This is a genomic window from Psychrobacter sp. Ps7 (genome assembly GCF_022129225.1).
Classification (GTDB): domain Bacteria; phylum Pseudomonadota; class Gammaproteobacteria; order Pseudomonadales; family Moraxellaceae; genus Psychrobacter; species Psychrobacter immobilis_A.
Genome location: NZ_JADQAH010000031.1, coordinates 21,476 through 41,234, shown reverse-complemented (window position 1 = coordinate 41,234; position 19,759 = coordinate 21,476). Strand labels below are relative to the sequence as shown.

Annotated in this window: 12 protein-coding genes; 3 read left to right on the top strand and 9 right to left on the bottom strand. The window is 41.7% G+C overall.

Annotated elements, in window-relative coordinates:
* The first annotated feature begins 92 nt into the window (after window positions 1–92).
* Complete coding sequence (locus I3257_RS10565) at window positions 93–3,623, top strand: hypothetical protein (protein ID WP_238049711.1); 3,531 nt, start codon at window positions 93–95, stop codon at window positions 3,621–3,623.
* Between the two features lie 85 nt (window positions 3,624–3,708).
* Window positions 3,709–3,888 carry a hypothetical protein gene (locus I3257_RS10560; RefSeq protein WP_238049710.1) on the top strand — a complete coding sequence of 60 codons (180 nt, stop codon included), beginning with the start codon at window positions 3,709–3,711 and terminating at the stop codon, window positions 3,886–3,888.
* 90 nt (window positions 3,889–3,978) lie between these two features.
* On the opposite strand, the gene I3257_RS10555 is transcribed toward I3257_RS10560, so the two are convergent.
* The 9 genes from I3257_RS10555 to I3257_RS10515 form a co-directional block, all read right to left on the bottom strand.
* Window positions 3,979–4,125, bottom strand: coding sequence for a DUF2256 domain-containing protein (locus tag I3257_RS10555; protein ID WP_238049709.1), 147 nt, complete (start codon window positions 4,123–4,125; stop codon window positions 3,979–3,981).
* Window positions 4,126–4,176: 51 nt separating this feature from the next.
* The gene (locus I3257_RS10550; RefSeq protein WP_010196547.1) at window positions 4,177–4,347 is read right to left on the bottom strand and encodes a DUF2256 domain-containing protein; all 171 of its coding nucleotides are present in this window, start codon (window positions 4,345–4,347) and stop codon (window positions 4,177–4,179) included.
* Between the two features lie 231 nt (window positions 4,348–4,578).
* Complete coding sequence (locus I3257_RS10545; protein WP_238049708.1) at window positions 4,579–10,725, bottom strand: DNA repair ATPase; 6,147 nt, start codon at window positions 10,723–10,725, stop codon at window positions 4,579–4,581.
* A 301-nt stretch (window positions 10,726–11,026) separates the two neighbouring features.
* Window positions 11,027–13,039: a hypothetical protein gene (locus tag I3257_RS10540; RefSeq protein ID WP_238049707.1), complete on the bottom strand. Its 2,013-nt coding sequence runs from the start codon at window positions 13,037–13,039 to the stop codon at window positions 11,027–11,029.
* Between the two features lie 251 nt (window positions 13,040–13,290).
* Complete coding sequence (locus I3257_RS10535) at window positions 13,291–13,956, bottom strand: OB-fold-containig protein (protein WP_238049706.1); 666 nt, start codon at window positions 13,954–13,956, stop codon at window positions 13,291–13,293.
* Window positions 13,957–14,138: 182 nt separating this feature from the next.
* Complete coding sequence (locus I3257_RS10530) at window positions 14,139–15,143, bottom strand: Xaa-Pro aminopeptidase (RefSeq protein WP_238049705.1); 1,005 nt, start codon at window positions 15,141–15,143, stop codon at window positions 14,139–14,141.
* A gap of 254 nt (window positions 15,144–15,397) precedes the next feature.
* Window positions 15,398–15,886, bottom strand: a complete 489-nt coding sequence (locus I3257_RS10525) for an META domain-containing protein (RefSeq protein WP_055125201.1) — start codon at window positions 15,884–15,886, stop codon at window positions 15,398–15,400.
* A gap of 312 nt (window positions 15,887–16,198) precedes the next feature.
* Complete coding sequence (locus I3257_RS10520; protein ID WP_238049704.1) at window positions 16,199–17,311, bottom strand: lipase secretion chaperone; 1,113 nt, start codon at window positions 17,309–17,311, stop codon at window positions 16,199–16,201.
* A gap of 75 nt (window positions 17,312–17,386) precedes the next feature.
* Window positions 17,387–18,463 (bottom strand): triacylglycerol lipase, encoded by a 1,077-nt coding sequence (locus I3257_RS10515; RefSeq protein ID WP_238049703.1) that lies wholly within the window; start codon window positions 18,461–18,463, stop codon window positions 17,387–17,389.
* Between the two features lie 295 nt (window positions 18,464–18,758).
* Between I3257_RS10515 and map the strand changes: the two genes are divergently transcribed.
* A complete protein-coding gene (gene map / locus I3257_RS10510; protein ID WP_055125198.1) occupies window positions 18,759–19,553 on the top strand; it encodes a type I methionyl aminopeptidase in 795 nt (264 codons plus the stop codon).
* The last annotated feature ends 206 nt before the right edge of the window (window positions 19,554–19,759 follow it).

The following is a 19,759-nucleotide window of genomic DNA, read 5'->3' as shown; positions in this document are numbered from 1 at the left end:
ATAGCAATTAGGTTTGATAATTAGTTTATAACAATTTTAAGTGGGATTGGCTATACTTAGATAAATTTAATGAGAATCTTATTGATGACGTATTGTCAAAAGATACACTGCTTTCATTAGGTTGGATAAGAATTATTTTTAACCAAGTATATATACCCACTCAAATTGGCCACTTGTTAAGGTGTGCTCGACGCGAGACTAATGCTGAAGATGAATTAACTCAATTATTAAAAGTTGAACAAACTGCTTTTAGTTTCTTACTAGACTATCAACTTACTATTCCATCTCAAGTAAAAATACCGACCAATATTTTGGATAATGAAGCAATAGTTACAAAATTAGTTGATTTCAGAATTTTTGAGCGGGAAGAAAATAATCTTGTATTTGAAAGCGATAACTATTCAAATCCTATCAAGGATATTGCTAAAAACATTATAATAAATATTTATTTTAAGCTATGTAATACTAATGAATTGACTGAAAACCAAGTCTTAAAATTCATAAACTTGGTTCAAAATTTAGGTTTCGGTCACTATTTAACCGAATTGATACCATTCATTAATGAAGACAGTAACTTGTTAAATTATATTGTAGAACTACTATCTGAAGAGGAAGAACTAAATGCCAGCAGTATTGAATGGTTGAAATATACACTTGATTCAATGACACCTAGACAAGAAAATTTAAACCTTGAAAACTATCCAAACCATAATATTGAAACATCAAATGTAATAGAAACTATTGAGAGCATTAATTATATAAATAATACAACTCATTCTAGCTATGGATGGCAAGAACATAGACAAATATACAATTCTATTGTTCGGCTATTCTTAGAAAAAGCAACCTCATTAGAACACTTCAAACTTAAAAAATATTTGAAAACTCCCGAAAAGCCGTATCTAACTTATATTATTTTCAAACTATTAAAAGATAACTATGTAGTTAATTTTCCACAACTAATCCTGATTAATATTAGCTATATACCACTTATTTTCAAAGGGGTTGCAGAACTCAAAATTGATGACAGCTCATTGCATGGTATTAGTTATATGAGTGACTTCGGAAGAATAGAAAAAGATGAAAAACTAGAAGAGGTTAAAACCGAGCTGTGTATCACCTTATTCGATATATGTTTTAACAAAGAAATTGTTTATCATACTTGTGTCGACATGACACCTTTGTCAAAGACTTTAAACTATTTCTGTAAACAAATATTTGAAATATCTACAAATAGAAAAATAAACCATTATAAAGTCAGGTATGAGAAGATCATACTATCGCTAGAGAACTTTCTAGCAAACACAGATTTCCCTTTAAGCTTCTTAAATGACCTTATCAAAGAAATTGTTAATAATTTTGTTGATTACAAACCTAAAACTTATAACCTCATTAGTTTAGATTACTCAATCTTCCAACTCTTAACTGACCTCCTTAAGATTAAATCTAGACTAAGTTGTGAAGCGGTAAGCACACCACATTCTGATATGGAATCCTCAGAAGATATAAACGCATTAGTAGCAAAGTTGTTCGTTGACCATCTAAACTGGTATTTTAGTTGTACAGAAGTCGAAACTACTGACTATAATAGTTATGGAAATAAAAGCTTAGCTGAAGCTAAAGTATATAGCAGTCAAATAGGCGTCGAAATCATAGATTGGAATCTTGTATTTATACTTATTGAAAATTATTTAGTACTTTCAGAGGTACAAACATGTGTAACTTCTGATTTAGACTATGACGACGCTTCACTTAGAGATAGCGACCAAACTTTTAATATAAAACTATTCTTTAAAATGTGCTGTCTTGCTTATATTAGTAGGTCTAACAAGTATATTGATTTAAAAGACTTTGATTATCCCCAGTATCATGAGACTTTGGAAAGACTTATTCTTGAGTTGGCAACCAACTTTAGGGATGAAGAAATCTCTTATAACAGCATATTTCGGGTTCCTCACCCAATGAACAATAATCGGTACTCTAAGACTTCTAGAGACTTGTTATTTAGTGCTATAAACGAAATGAGTGAGCAGGTAGCTACAGACTTTATCACTGATTTTTTCGAAAGCTCTACTGACTTAGGATTAATGCTTGAAGCTATAAATAAAATCAAAAATCCTGCGATCGTAGAAATCATCTCATCTAAAATCGATGATATAGATATTGAAGAGTACATCAGCAAGCACGTTAGCCTTATTGATGAGCTTGAACAAAGCATGATTCATGCGGTTAATTCTTCAAGCAACTATACCTATGCTAGAACATTTTTAGATAAGGTAGTGCAACATCATAATGAAAGGCAGTATGATGAAGAACGTATAAAATTGCTAGCAAAGCGTATTAAGCTATTACTAGCTCTAAAAGAAAAAGATTTAGAACAAATTATCTCTTTTAGAAATGATATAAATTTTATAAATGTTAGGTTAATTTCATTTGTATATGAAGCGGTATATCAAATAGAAGAACTTAATGATTTTACAAAGGCAGAAGAGCTCCTTAGGAGCATCTCTAAGACTGAAGCGTTCGATATTGGGGCAAGGTTAGATTTATTTAGATGTATATTATACAATTCTGACAAAACAATTGATGACAAAAGAAATGCTTCAGTTGAATGGAAAGCATATGTTAATTCTTTATCTGAGGATTCAAATGAACATGGGTTCTTACATAAATTTTCAAGCTATATAAATAGTCTGAAATGTATAGTTTACGGACAAGCAGACGAAGGTAGAGATAATTTTTATAAATACTTTGATCTAGTTAGGGATGAAAATAGATATAATAAATATTTAATCCCTATTGTAATTGAGAGACTTACTAAAGATGAACGTTTTATAGAATATCGTGAATACATTATTAATGCTGAAGAGCATTATGAACACAAATCTTTAGATATACCAGAGCTTTTATCACAGGCTCTTGATGAAAACCTTCCTTCAGCCGATAAAGGAGAAATTCGAAGAGTATTAAGAATAACGCCAAAGCTAAAACCGAAAGATATTATTCGTGTGCTACCTAACAACAGCTTTCACAAATTAAACGAGTTTGTATTAGAGAGTTTAATATCGTCGTTGAAAATGGTTATGGAAAAAATCCACTCTGTAAGGGAAAAGCAGTCCGATGGCAGTTATAAGCTAGAAAATCAATACAATGACCTTTTAGCTGTAATATTAAAATCAAAGTTTGAATATTTAAACTGGCAAGTTACAGATCAAGAAAGAGTAGGTCTCACTCAGAGTGGTCAAGATGCAGGAGAAGCTGACTTAATAGTTCAGCATAAGAATAATAAATTCGCATTAATTGAACCCTTTCGATTAGCGGGTAAAGACAAATCTGTCACACAGTCTCATAGTAGGAAGACCTACGACTACTGTCCTAATATTGAGAATTATTATAATGTGATATATTTCATTGGTACTGGTGATGTAGAAGACTGCTGGGAATCATATAAGGGTGATTTTATATCGACTGACTTCCATGATGATTTGAAAGACTTTAGTGAATTTGAAGAGTTAACACGAAATTTTTCAGACATTCGAAAAATGCGAGTCGCCAAAACTATACACGGTCATTATAACTACTTTCACATTATTGTAGATTTGTCTGATTATCAGACTGAATAAAATATACGATAGATACCTAAGATAATTTTGTTCCTACTCTAGCCGATAAATATTTTTTAATTTTGGATGCTAACGTTGCCTTGAAGTGCGGTTTAGCCCTGATTGTAGCGGTTATCCTGCTGGGCTGGGCGAATTGCAATGGCTTGATTTGGGATGGCGCGCGGAGCAGGCGACGCACCAAATCTTAGCCAATGCCTCGCCTAGACCAGTAGATATCAGCGAAAAGCAGGAAATAGCTACTTACTATTTTTTAGATATTAAATAAGCTATAATAGCTTCAACAGCACCGCCACCTCTACTTTTTGAGCATGTCTCGATAAGAAATGTGGCGGTCTTCTTTTATCTTAATTTTAGCTCAATCACCCTTACCCTTCCCCCGCCGACACCGCTCAGAACAATAAATCACCTGCTCCCAGTCCTTCTCCCACTTTTTACGCCACGTAAACGGGCGCTGGCAGACGGGGCAGGTTTTTTGCGGTAGGTTTACCTTTTTATGTGCCATCATCTGCTCCCTTCTGCCGTATATCTAACATCTATGGTTAACATTTACTGCCTACTTATCTTCTTTTTGATGATCCAGCCCTTCATACTTTTTCACCCGTCGGCATTGGTCGGAGCAATAGACCATGCTCTCCCAGTTTTTATCCAGCTTCTTAGTCCAGCTAAACTCGCGCTCGCAGACAGGGCAGAGTTTTTTGCGGACGTTCTTCTTTTTGTGCGCCATAATTTTCTCATTGGTTTGTTTAATCTATAGTCGATTCACTATCATCAGATACGGTATCAGGCTCGCTTGACCTGCTTTTTATAGCAACTTTACTCGCCATCATCGTACCCAAATCAGCTGTTGCCGACTATATTACCACTGTCTCTTAATCATAAGACTTATTTATAGGTGCTATTCATAAGTGCAAGTCATCAGCATTGCTCATAAGCGTTAATAATTAATCATTAGTTATTAATCATAGTCGTCAAAGATTTTATTAAGTCTATTGAGACTATTGACGATCAGCTTGCCAGATTGATCAGTACTGCTATCGATGAGTAATTTCTCATCCATCCGCATCGTCAGCGGTGCAAGCGCCTCTTTCAATGCGCTTGCCATCAGCGCGGTCTGCTGATGCATATCAGGTATATCATTCTCTACTACCTGATTATCATCATTGCTAACCAAGCTATCTGCCATTTTTTGTGCCAGTTGCTCCACCGCGTTGACCAGCTGCACCATCAGCACTTTTTGCACCTCTTGGTTTTGCTTGAGATACTCGCCTTCCGCCTTCTCAGCATTGTGATCATGCTTATATATTTGCATAAGCTGATTCAGACTTTTCTCAAAGCCATTGTCGATGCTATCGCTGACGACTTTGGCATTATTGATCACGCTATCGGCAAGGATTTTCTGTGCTTCTAATTGGCCGTTTAGCTGGGCATCGAGTTGCGCTTGTTGTCCTGCTTCTTGTAAGCGGGCGATTTGTTCAGGATCATTTTTCGTTAAGTATGTCTCAAGCTGGCTACTGATGGCATTGAAGCCACTGGCCAAATCGACCAATTGGGCAACGATGCGCGCGCCCGTGTCACCATCTTCACCGCCCATGGCTTTGTTACGCAAGAAGTCGGCTTTGATTTGTGCCCAACGCTGCATTTCTTCTTCGGTCAACACACCGCGCATCTCACCAAGCTTGAGCAAGTTACTCTCTGCGCCTTGAGTCAATAGCTGTGACTCGCCCAGATAGTGATCATCTATCAGCTGGTTCAGCTCACTCTTATTCATGACCGCCGACAGCTTTTCGGTCATCTTATTCATATTACGATAACTGCCTTGCAGCTTAAATATCGGCTCAACGCGGTACTTGTCATCTTGCGAGGCAGAAGCAATATACGCTTGGTTAACGTCTAAAATGACCTCTTGCACCGTAAACATATGACGCAAAATCGCGACAATCTCATTAATCTCTGAGGTGCTATACGGATAGGTCAGCTCGCTGCTTTGGGCTTGGGCAAGGTTTGCATTGTCCGCTTTCGCCATTTTTATGAGACGATGAACATCCGCTAGGTCACGGTTGGCCAGTGGCGCGAGAACGGTGTTAGAAGTGAGCGAGTTCTCGATATAACTGAGCGCAAACACTTCTTCCATACCGCTCATGATATCGCCTAAGTTATAGATATCGGCACGGTTGGCGAGCATGTCTGGCACTTTGAATGCCTCGCCACTCTCGGTATATGGGTTACCCGCCATGACCACGCAGAACTTTTTGCCACGCATGTCATAGGTCTTGGTTTTGCCTTGCCAGACGCCATCGATACGGCGCGTGCCATCACCGAGTGAGATAAATTTCTGCAAAAATTCCGCATGCGTATGCTGAATATCATCGAGATAAAGCATGACATTATTGCCCATCTCAAAAGCTAAGTTGATTTTATTCAGCTCTTCTCGTGCAGTGGCATTGGGCGCTTTTTCAGGATCTAAGGACGTCACATCATGACCAAGTGACGGACAGTTAATCTTCATAAAGATAAGGCCAAGACGATTTGCCACATACTCCATCAAAGTGGTTTTACCATACCCTGGTGGCGATATCATCATGAGAATACCCATCAAATCGGTACGCTTGTCTTCACCGACCGTACCCATCTGTTTGGCGAGGTTGTCACCGATGAGAGGCAGGTAGCTCTCATTAATCAGACGGTTACGTACAAAGGAGGACAATGGACGCGGCATAAATTCGTCCAGTCGCAACGTCTCTTTTGAGTCATGCAATATCTCTGAGCGCATGGTCAGATAGCGTCTATAGGCAGGGATAACTTGGGTATCATGATGATGCAGACGATTTAAGAAATCATCAACCGCAAAAGTTAAGGTCTGCTGATTAATACGTGGATGCTCACCCAGTAGATTATTCACTTGTATCTCAAGCGATACCTTACCCGTGCTACGCTCAAAGCTTTGTACTTGATTGAGCGGATTATTAATACTGGTCAATGACGTGATCGATGACATAGTCGATGAGGTGATTGAGGAGAATGATAAGGCAGATTGTTTGGCATTTGCATCTGTACTGTTTAAACCTTGATTACCCAATCCGTTAGCACTTCGCCCTTTATTAAAGCTCGCGCCTGAATCAATCAATCGTTGCACCAAAGCTTCACGTTGAACATCGTTCAATTGCGTGAGTAAAACGGCAATCGCCTCCGGCACATAATGACGGCCACTTTCTAACTGCTGCTTGCGTAGAGCATTTTGCTCTTCAATCTCGGCAAGCTGCGCTTCGCTGAGTGCTTCGCCTGTTTCATTGGTAACATCAGTTGCTACATTAGCCGATTCGTTCCCACCATAAGTTTTCTCAAGTAATGCATAGAACCATGTTGCCAATAGCTCATAGGCTGATTTTGGTTGGAATCCAAGCTTGCTAATAGAAGATTGTAGTTGGTCAAAACTGGCTGTCGCTTGCATGCTACCTGAGGCACTATTTAGCGTTTGGCTTAGCTGCTCACACAACTGCTGCGCTTGTTGGCTGGTTTGCCAGTTTATTGTGTTATATGCACCTGCATTGGTTTCAACCGACTGCCCCATCACGCTAACCAAATATTCGCAAGCAAGCTGGACATAGCTTGGTTTGAAGATATTAGCACCGTTATCAACGCTACCCTCTTTATCAATGCTAGAACCGTTATCAGCGCTAAGACTGTCATCATTATGAGCCATAACAAAATGACGCATCACTTGGCTCATATCTTCGACCAATAGAGACTTAGCCGTATCACTGCCCAATGCACGGTGCAGTTGCTCGGCGGTCGCGGCTCTGTCCGTCCAGTTGCTCGCGCGCGTCAGCACGGATTCATTTAACCAAGCGTCATAGCCAAATTGGCACAAGCTGTCTAAGCCCAGCGCTTGTACGATATTCAGCTGCCAATAGAATAATTGCGCCAAGGCACGTACTTGCGGGGTATAAATCAGCAAGCCAGCTTCGCGCAGCGTCGGCAGTATTTGCATCAATAATAGCGTGGCATCATGGTCATGAATACCTTTGTCATAGCCGAGCTGATAGCGAGGGGTGGCGTAAGCTTTGACCAGTTTGGACAATGGGCTGTCATTATCAATATCGCCATTCACATCAAGGGTAATGACCGTCGCATCGTATGCTTGATATAGACGCGTTTCAGTCAAACCCTCTTGGCTGTTCTTAGCACTCTCGATAATGCTATAGGCCAAATACTCGGCACGGTAAACAGCATCGGACTCAGAGGCGATATTCATGTCCCAATACGGACGCAGGGCGTTCAGCTCAATATTATTGAGCACTTCATAATAGTCTGTACCTGTTAAATGTAGATTTAAAACACGCTTGCCATCTGACTGCTGACGGCTCAATAAGGTCAAATCTAATGGCTGAGTATTGACCGAAAAACGGTGCTTGCCCAGTTTAATAATCTGACCGCCATCTTCAAACAAGTCCGACTTGTCTTTTAGGCTCTTATAACTCTCGATTTGAATGGCTTTTAGGCGGGCGTCGATGTCATCTGCTTTGACGCTAAAGCCCATCGCTTGCAGCTCTTTTGCGATGTTACGGACTTTTTGTACCAGACCATCAGCCGCAAAATACGTATTTAACGCCTCTTCCTCTGTAAAGCCTGTGACGCCAGTACTTTGCGTGCGTTTTTTAATACTCTCAAGCATCCGCAGCGCGCCATCACCTAAGTTTTGCGCTTTACGGTTACGAGCATCGAGCAATTGCTGCTTATGGTTTTCAAAGGTCTCGTAAATCTCTTCACGTTTACTGATGATGTCTGCTAAAAACTGATCGCCACTGTTGGTCTCTGGATCAGCGAATTGACTCTCTAACTCTTCTAGCTGTACCAATAGCTTTGCCATTTGCTCGTCTGATTTCTCAGGCGTATTGGCAATGGATAACGCATTGGCAATCGACTGACCGAACAGCTTGAACTGCGCGCCAAATTGCGCAACGGCCTCCGCTGAGCCTAGATTTTTGCGTTTGTGATTGAGCTTGGCTTTGCTCTGGTTCAAGCTGGCATAAATGGTCGATATGTCATCGATGATTTGCGTACGCACCGTAGCATCAGCCACATCCAACGTGCCTAGCAACTCGGTTAATAAATCTAACCCTTGTGCCGTCTCATCAATTTTTTCCAGTACAGGTTTTAGCTCGGCATTGGTTTCAGCGGTGTTTAAACGCTCACTGACATCGACTAATATGCCTTCGTAACTTGAGAGCGCCTCTTCGCCACTTAAAAACAGCACGGTTTTTTCAGCGAGCTCGCTCTCTGCTTCCTCTAATTGCTTTTGCAATGCTTGTAACTTATCAGCATCCAGATAACGCAAATCTTCTAAGCTGACCAAACGGCCTTTTTGGCGTCTTAATGCTGACAGCTGATCGACATAATCACTGGCCGACTCAAAGCTAGTGACTCGTATCTGCCGCAAAATCTCACTTTGCTGCGTGTCAGCATCGGCTAGTGCGGTTTGGGTTTGCTTCTGGATACTTTGTACTTTGGCGAACTCATCAATGACCAGCTCAGCCGTGGCCGTCACTTCTTTAATACTACTGGCGACTTCGCTTAGCTCAGGCTCAGACAACCAGTAATAGCTGTCAAAGAGCCGGCTGGTATTATTGGTAAGCTCTTCATAGAGCTTCTGTGACACGCTTTGATTGTCAATCAGGCGGGTAATGCTATAAAGATCTGAGATACCGCGTACCAATTCTTTATTACCAATCTTGCCATAAAAACTCGTGCTCTCTGGCAGCTCGCTCACATACTCGTGTGAGGCATAAGGCGTATGCCATATTTGCATCGGGTGAATACGAGACGGCTCGCTTTGGTCACTAAACAGCACCAAGCGACCATTCTCAGCCAAGGCCATACCGTTACAATAGATAGGGTTTGCCAGTTGCTTTTTAATCAAGTTATAAGGAAACAGCCCCGTGACGCCCAAGTCTCTGTCGTAAAATAAGAATAGAACATCTTCCCCATTCGGCGACACAATTTTGCGCTTAAACCGTAAGTCAGTAGCGCCAACATTATTGGCTTCGAACAGCTTATACTCACCAGTCTGTAGATAATAACCACCCGGAAACATAATGCCGTGGTCTTCTGGTAGCTGAACACACGACTGTCCAATCGCGTCCAATCGCAGTACCGCTTCGGTCAAGGTGTTATAAACGAAATAACGGTAGTCCTCTTCACGATAAGGCAATATTTTAAGCAATATTAGACTGCCCACTTTGGCATACGCAATCTCGGCATCGGTCAGCGACTGAGTACGGTCATTGACCGGTTCGCTATAAATACCCTGACCTGACTGCGTATTGTCCTCAATCTTGATGGTCAAATCTCCACCGACCGTTTCCACAAATATCGTGTCTAAGATATTCATATGCGGATATTTGCCATTCACCATTTGATCGCGGGTGGTATCAATCCAGTCGAAATCATAAGCAGGCGGCAGCTCAATATCACGCTCGCCTCGATTGTCCACATAAGCGACTTGCGCCGACTCTGGTGTGCCTTGGCTAAAATCTAGCGCAAAACGGAACACTCGAATATCGGTGATACGCTCGCCAATCTGAAACGCCAACAGCAATTTGCTGTCTTTCACCGTTATTTGAATCAGGCGTGTTTGCTTATAATAGCGATACAGCTCATTAAAGTCTTGGACAAAGGCGTCTTGAGCCAAAAAAGTGCCTTTTAAGTCAACCTCTTCAAGCTGATACTCTTCTTCATTACCAGCTGGCTCGTTCAGACGATATAGCGACAATACATCCTTGATATTGCTCGCGCGTTTGAGCCCCATAAAGACGTTATAGCCAAATAGCAAATAATCGCCTACCTGCACCATGTCTTGTGCCACACAGTTGTGCTCGGTACGAATACGAGTACGGGCAATAACTTGCATCTGGGTACTGCCAAACTCTTCGAGACGCGCATTATTTAGCGTCTGTGTCTGCTGCTCTAAGCGGCTACCTTGTTCGGTTAAACGCTTTTTGATGAGTTCATAAGCATTGCCTGAAGCAACGGCCTGATCGGTTTGGTTGGCTTGATTAGCATTATCATTGCTGTCTGAATTTGTTGAGTTTTGCGTGTCCGCCATCGTTGCTCGTCCGTTTCTGTTTTTACATAATAAGAGAATTTTGGGCAATAGAGAAAATAAGGAAATATTAAGGCATTTGATAAAGTAGCACTTGGCTAATCTAAAAAAACGAGTGGTCACTGCTATTTTTTTAGATTAACCAACTCATCATGATTCGTCGTTCTAAATCACCCTGAGTTAGCAAAAAAATCTGCCGCCTACACGACAGATTTTTTACTTTAGAAAATATTACTCATTCATACTGTTAGACAAAAACTTGTCCACTAATACTTGCCCAATAACACTAGACATTTAGACCCTATTAATAAGTCGTTTTATCATCACTTTTCTGGTTTGATTTCATGGCTTGACTGGCCATCACACCATTGATGATACCGCTCAATGTGTCTGACTTACCTGCTAGGCCATCAATGGCTTTACCGATAGACAATGATTTGGCAAAGTTATCAAAGAAATGTGCTTCGCCGCCAACAATATCAATTTTGGCTTTCTGTAACGCCACAGCCAATACTTCAGCATTTTCTTTCGCAATCTCTTTACCAGCATCAATCGAAGCAAGCGCTTCTTGCAATGCTGTTTCAAGACTCATACGGAACTCTTCGTGCTCACGCGCCTCTTTGCTCATGCTACCCATGGCATTGAATTTCTCGACCAGACCATCTGCTTCGGCTTGGAAATGTGCACGAGTAACTTCGGCTTTTGCCAATCCAACTTCACGTTCTGCTTTAGCATTTGACTCACCGCGAGCCGCGATGACTTGAGCATCTGCCATGCCTTTTTCACGCTCAGCTCTGGCGGTAGATTCACCGCGAGCCGCGATAACCTCAGCGTCTGCCATGCCTTTTTCACGATCTGATTGCGCTTCAGCTTGTCCAGTTGCTTTGATAACATTGGCTTTCGCAATGCCTTCTTTTTCCAAAGAAGCCGCTTTGACTTCTTGGATAGCCGCTTCAGCAAAGCCATGTGCTGACTCTTCTGCCTTGATACCTTCGGCCATTTTAATTTTGGCTTCTGAATCTTTGGCGGATGCTTCAAGATTCGCAGCGGCAAGCGTAGTGATTTCGACGGCTTTATGCTTGGCAGACAGCTCTTCTGCTTCGGCTTTTTTCACCTGACGTACTTTGATTTCTTCCGCATCGGCTTCTGCTGCTAGCACACGTGTTTGCTTAGAACGCTCAGCTTCGCTAATTTCGCGGACTTCTTTGATACGCTCTTCTTCTTGCGCAACGGTTTTGTCCACTGCGATACGTTCACGAATGACATTGGCGATTTCTTTTTTCTCAAGCTCAATCGCACGTTCGGCTTCGATACGTTGCAGATCAACTTCACGCTCACGAGAGACAATTTCTAAATCACGGGCACGCGTGACTTTTTCTTCTTCGATGACGACTGCACGCAGACGATTTTGACCTGCTACTTCGATTTCACGCTGCTGATTCTCACGCTGAATGGCCAAATCCTGCTCAACTGAGATAACGGCTGTTTCAGACTTTTTACGCTCTTCTTCTTCAATCTTGCGAGTTTCAGCCGTTTCGCGTGCAATCACTGACGAGATTTCACGTTGCTGTTTGGCTTCGGCATCGGCTTGCTGACGCTCAAGCTCTAACATCGCCTCTCTGGTTTCGACATTCTTTTTCTTAACCGCCAGCTCTTCATCACGCTCAAGCTCGTTGGTGATAACGTTTTGAAAGGCCGTTAATTGAGTAATCTTTTTGATACCTTCAGCATCTAAGATATTACTTGAATCTAATGACGCTTTTGGCGTTTGCTCTAAATAATCAATCGCCACATCTTCTAAGACATAGCCATTCAGATCGTTACCGATTTCTTGAACGATACTGTCACGAAACTCGCTGCGGTTTTCAAACAGTTTGACGAAATCAATCTGCTTACCAACCGTTTTTAAGGCTTCCGAGAACTTAGCATTAAACAGCTCGTTGACAGCGACTTTATCTGACGCACGCTCTACCCCAACCGATTTGGCGACTTTTAGCACATCCTCTTCGGTCTCATTGACGCGTAAATAAAATGCCACGGTGATATCAGCACGCATGTTGTCTGCGCAAATCAAACCTTCTTTACCGCGTCTGTCCACTTCTAAGGTGATAAGCGAGATTCGCATCAATTCTTTTTTATTGATGACTGGCCAAACAAAACCACCATCAAAACGTACGGCAATTTTACTCACACCGTTGATAATGAGTGCTTTGCCCTGCTCGACCTTAAAGTAGAAGGCCTTGAGCATCAGTAGTGCGACCATCATAAAAACAAACGCCAGCACTACAACCACGCCGACGATAATGAGTGTGTCCATATCCATTCCTTTAATTAAAACATTCCATAATCCATTCAATATAAATCAGATACGCTATCAGGCCTGCTAAATCTACAATTTACAGCACCTTTTATAACATGTACGCTTTATAGCCCTGTCACGCACCATTCTGATATCTGAACTACATTGAACCGACTATAACCAAATTTAAAACGATTCGTACTATTTCTAAAAACTCGCTATTTCTGACAATCAATTACTTCTAAAAACAATTAGTTGTATTCATACTTTTACAATATTTTTTTATCTTTGACGACAGCAACTCGGTAGGTATTGGCTTCGTCTAAATACTCTATCAACATCACTCTATCGCCTTGTTTTAGCAAACCATCATTGGTGTCTGAACGAATCTTTAATATCAATCCTGCACCGCCATCATTTAGCTCTGCTTCGCCATGTTTATCTGTGACACTAAGGGTACGCACAACAGCGATCTTACCCACATTATTAGACGAATTACGTTTGGGAATTTTGGCGATATTTTTGCGAATCGGCGAAATAATAATACCTGTCAACCACATAGAGACGACCAATACGAAAATGAGCGCCCCTGTACCGAATAAATAATACAGAACGCCAGAATCGAAATATTGGTGTAAAAAGCTGGTATATAAATAGCTAAGCAACCAACCGATCAAGCTAATTAAGCTTAGTATGATGATTAAAGGGACACCGTAAAGACCAAACTTGAGCATGAGACCGGTAAAAAAGCCAGTCGATGACAAGGTAGAGACATCAGCATCACCGCCTGACTCACTAAGGTCCACGCTATCCATATCTGCCATGCCGAGTAAAGACACAACCCAATATAAGGTGACGAACATCACAAGCCCTGTAAAAATAATCGTGGGATATAAACTGATTTTAGTGATAAAGACTAAAAAAGCTTCTTGCATTGCGCGTATTCTCCTTTTGCTCACCCAATCTATTAGCTCAATGAATTGGTTATACAAATTGGTATTATGTGGATGATGCTCACTCGAATTAATGCTGCCAAGTTTACATTTTTTAAATCAACTTATGTTGCTTTATCAAGGATTATATATACATTCTATTACATAATACATAGGTTTTGCCTTTAACGTCCCCATATCGGCGAGCGCACGACTCCGCCCACCTTACTGCCAATCGCATAACTTGTATTACCAGATAATGAGTGAATGACCAAGCTGCCGCCGTTTTGACCGCCCACTTGTGAAAGCTTTGTCGGATAGACAGCATACTGTGCAGATGGTGACAGACGCGCTGGTTCATCAAGTCCAGTCTCTGCTAGATTGATAACTTGCCCAGTACTCAGCGTCATCACCGCAGCCTTGCGACCATTGAGATATGCCATACGCTGACCGTCCAAGCTCAGTTGCGGACTGGCGACATAGCCACTTGTTGGCACAGGCGTGGCACTAGCAGTCTCGAAGTGATAGCGATAGATACGTGGGCGTCCAGCGCGGACTTTATCACTGGTATAGACAAAACTTTGCCCATCACTGGCGTAACTTGGCTGTACTTCCGTGCTCGGTAACGTAGTGAGCTGTGTGGTCTTACCATCGCTCAGACGTATCTCATAGATATCAGCATTGCCGCCGACCGTCGAGCTATAGAGGAGTTTTTGCCCATCAGGTGAGAACGACGCTGACATATTGCTGCCTTCAGCATTTACCACAAGGTTACGGATGTTGCTTTTGCGATCATAGATATAAATCTTAGGATGCTGGCGCGGCGCTTGTTTACTATATCCCAGCAGTTGCCCATCAGCTGACCACGCTGGCGCATAAATATAACCATTAAGCTGATCGATTAACTGACGATCACTACCATCAGGACGAATGCTATAAAGCGTCGATATCTTTGCAGCTCCGATTCCTTGCTCCTCGACATAGGCAATGCGCCCTTGCCGATCTATCGCTGACATTTGCGCCGTTAGTGGATTGCTCGCACTCATATTATTAGCAGGTGCTTGCATCGTTTTAGATATCGTACTAGGCAAGGTCTGACAACCCGTCAACAGAATAAAAGTCGTTAGTGCAGTGATATTACTTATCGTTCGTATATTGACGGATGATTTTGATACAAGCATTTTTGACATAAAATAACGTCCAATAAAGTGTTGATTATTGCATACTGAGAATCTTAACAATTAAGGTTAAAAGATTGAGTGCATTAAAATATCCTAGCCTAAAGACTTTACTTAATAGCAAATGACAGTGTAGCGTAAACCATGCCAAATTTTGGACAAAAAAATACCCCACTAGATAGTGAGGCATTTTTAAAACTACATCTAACTTTTATTCAACATTGCTTTTAGCAAATACTATTTAGAAACCATCTGTAATGCTTGAATTATTTAGAAACGGCTTTGAAATGAGCAACTTGATTGCTATTGGTAATGGTCAAGATAGGCGTGTTATTGGCATTTTTACTGATGCTATATTTACCTTGTACGGTCGCTAAAGTCGCAGTATCAAAACTTGCTTGTGGCTCAGGGCATGCCATCATAGTAGATAAAACGTTGCCTAATACGACATTGCCATTCACAACCTTGTAGTCAGCGCCCATGTTATTACAGGTGTTCATAAAGGTCACACGGTCACTGCCGCTATCTTTGAAGAACTTTAGCGTCAACGGCTTCGCTGGATCAAAGAACAATTGGCTAACTTTATCGCCATTGCTGCGTTTTGCGTCAACAAGCTGCCAATCATATGCTTGTAGCGTATTAGAAGTAATTGGTTGAGTCACTGGCGCTGTTACGCTAGGGGTGGTTTGGCAACCAGCAGCCAATGTACCTACCGCAAGCGTCGCTGCCATCATCATTTTAGTCATGTTTTTCATATAAACTCCTATAGTGGTTTTTTTAGAATAAGAAATAGCTCTTATCCTAAACATTCGTTTTTATTATGATTAATTTACTGTTTTATTCATTACTCTCAACAATGCGGTCATTATGCACAACTGGAGCTTAACTGTCATTATAGATTGAGTGTATGATGACCCTGTTATTTGTTGCGCTCTATAGTCTTTTTGCTAACCTCTATTGTTAGACGGTACATTAACTGCTAACACTTTTTCTATAACTTCTCGAATATACCCTAAAAACCGATAATTTCTCGTTAAAATCACCGTTTTACTCATTTATGCTAGGCATTACTCTAGATTGGCGAGGTTCTGTTTTTGCAAAGCAGCATAGCCTACCAAACGTTTGCGTTCAGCCTCACTAAATAGCTGCTGTTCGATTTGATTGATTTGGGTTTGTGCTTGCGTTTTATCTGCACTTTGACTAAATAAGCGCTGTTTTTGGGCTTGATATTGGTCGAAACGTTGAGCAAAGTTAGCATCTTCTGCATCAATTTGCGCGAGGCGTGCGGCGGCTGGAGCACCTACCAGATCACGACGCATGTTATACAATTCCTGAGCCGTTGCCCCTTTTGCTTGCATCTGTTTTGTGCGATTCATCAGCTCGTTCAGATTGGCTTGCTGGGTGATACCGGCTTTGAGCGCATTATCCGGCATACGGCTAATGTAGTTCTGCCGCGCCGCCTCTTTTTGCACATCCGTTAGTTGCTGGTTTTGGTTAATTCTAACCATCTCCATACTATAATCATCATACTCCTCTTCTGCACCAAAGAAGGCGGTAATGGTTTCTTTAGTAAAATACTGCTGACGCAACTTGGCTACATCTTGCTTTTGCTGAGCGACGACATTTAGATCCAGCTCACCGCTTTTTGCCGCTTGTAATTGCAGATTACCGTAACGTTGTTCTATTTCAGGAATGGCTTTAAGATAGGTAATATATTGGTCAAATATAGCGACCGCTTGACTAGCGGCTGGCTCTGGCGTGTGGTGACGAATATAGCTTTCAACACGGGTATAAATAACCGCTTCATCTTCTTCACCCAGCGCCGACAAAAAATAATCGAATAAACGCCGTAGACCTTCAGTGACGACCAACTGCTTATTTTCATCAATGATGATTTCGCCGTCAATTTGCGTGCCTTGTAATGAGCGCGGCAAACGCTCCAATCCAGTGACAAATAGAGATTGGTTTTGGGCGGCTGTTGTTTGCACTACTTGGCCATTATCCAGCGCAGTTGATAGAGTAGCATCAGCCTCACTAGTGAGGGCACTGGATACTGGTTGCGCTGTAGCCATACGTGTATTATCAGGTTTGAACCACATAATCACCGCCGCCGTTATGGCTATGCTAACCACGGCGATTATAACTATTGGTAGATAGGCTGGGCGGCGATTATTCGACATAGATGAGGGTTCTTTTTATAAGTCAGCTTAAAGGCTTATGTTTTTAAAAGCGTATGTTATTAAAAGCTTACATTATTAAAGGTTAGCGTTTTTAAGACGATTGACCTGAGTACGATAGATAGATTTTGGCTCAGAATCGCCCCATGCCGTCAGACCCAATACTTGATCGGCTGAATCCAAATGGTTCATTCTATAATTATCCCGAATCACATAACCAAGACGACTTGAGCAAGCAGACACCAATCCATCATTAGACTCGCCTGCAAACGGTACGCCCGTTGCTGCCAATAGATAATCACTAGGATCAAGTGCGCTTGTTATTTGCCCCACCCCGCTGAACGAATAGTATTTGATACCATTGACAGCAGTACTGGTCGGCTGACCACAATAGTTTTTTGGCATTGCCGCGGGAAATTTGGCATTGAACTTAGCAGTACCATCAGTTGATAAAGCCACGAGCGCTTGCCAGCCATCTTGCTCTTGTATCTCTTTAAAACTGATACCTGAACCAACGTCTGTAAAGCCACCAATCAAATTGAACACGCCTGAGACTAGCTGTGTTGTGACGTTGGATGGATTACCTGTGGTGTTGTTTGGCTCAAGGGTGTTTTTGACAAAATCTGCCGTTTTTGAACCTTGTTCTGGGCTTGATACTGCCGTAACTGATGCGACATATTTTGGCGCGACGCCAGCGACATAGCGAATATCTATACCGCCTTGACTATGTCCAAATAAATTGACTTTAGGCTCACCTGAAATGGCAGTGATGGTTTTGACTTGTTGTAGCAGTTGCTCTCCGCGAATCTCACTATTATTGACGGCTGACGTTTTGGTGGTATATACCTCTGAGCCGCCTTTCATCAACTCTTGAGGAATGCCATTGAAGTAATCGATAACCCCAAACAAGTTAGTGAAGCCGCCAAGACCATGTGCCATAACAATTGGGTATTTTGTATCAGTATGATTTGACGTCCAGTATTTGTTGCTGACCAGCTTACATCCGGTTGAGTTGGCACAATTATAGTATTGACCAGCAGCTTGAGCTGAGGTGGTTTGTAAAGCCATTAAAAGTACACCGGCGCCGATAACACCAAGTGAGGGGAGAAATGCGCTGGGCGTGAAAGCCGAAGCTAGAGAAGATTTTAGCGTCATAATAACGTCCTTGTTATCATTAATTTTGATTATCTTTACCTCATAATATCGGCAAAGATTGCTGCTAATTCCTTTAGCATGCAAAATTACATTACTTATATCTTCTGTAACATTCAACTAAATTGTCAAAATATGAATATATTATCGTGACTAGAGGGTCACAACTGTCCCTACTTCGCTGTAAAGCAATTATTATCAATAATAATGATAGGTTCACTATCACTTAACGTAAAACAGCGGCGTCTTCATTTATGTTATAATTCAAGCCATTAATTCCATAACTATAAGTAATATAATGATGACTAAAAAATCTCTTATCCAGTCCCCAGAAGCCATAGAAAAAATGCGCGTGGCCGGTAAACTTGCCAGTGATGTCCTTGTCATGCTCGATGAGCACGTTCGAGTTGGCATCAGTACCGAGGCACTTAACCAAATCGCCCATGACTATATCGTTAATGTGCAACAGGCTATTCCTGCACCGCTTAACTACAATGGCTTCCCAAAATCAATTTGCACCTCGATTAACCATGTGGTTTGTCATGGTATTCCAGCCGAAAACAAGCTACTCAAAGATGGTGACATCATCAATATCGATGTGACCGTGATAAAAGATGGCTACTATGGCGATACCTCAAAAATGTGGATCGTTGGTAACGGCTCTATCATGGCACAGCGTATCTGCAAAGTGGCACAAGACGCCCTATATGCTGGTATGAGTGTCGTCAAAAACGGTGCGCGTCTAGGTGATGTCGGTGCTGCTATCCAAGCAGTGGTCGAGCCTGAGCGTTTTAGTATCGTTCGCGAGTTCTGTGGTCACGGCATTAGTAATGAGTTTCACCATGAGCCGCAAGTCATGCACTATGGCAAAAAAGGCACAGGCTTTGAGCTAAAAACAGGCATGACCTTTACCATCGAGCCGATGATTAACCAAGGTACATGGCAAACCAAGATTTTGCCTGACGAATGGACGGCGATTACTAAAGACCGTAAGCTGTCAGCACAGTGGGAGCATACGATGGTCGTGACCGATAATGGCTGTGAGGTGTTTACCACTCGCCCTGAAGAAGATTTGAGTTTTTTGACCCAGTAATATCAAAAAAGATCGCCTAGGCGGTCTTTTTTTTGGCCAATAATTAGGTCATATTGAGTATTGTGCTCACCCGCTTTTTATCTTTATACTCTGATGACTTAATAACTTATATTGGTAACTTCTACTTGTGGCTTTTGTCAGCTACCAGCACACTGTTGATTCTACGCTTTTCAGCTGAAACGTTTTATTTTTAAACTCTTAACGGG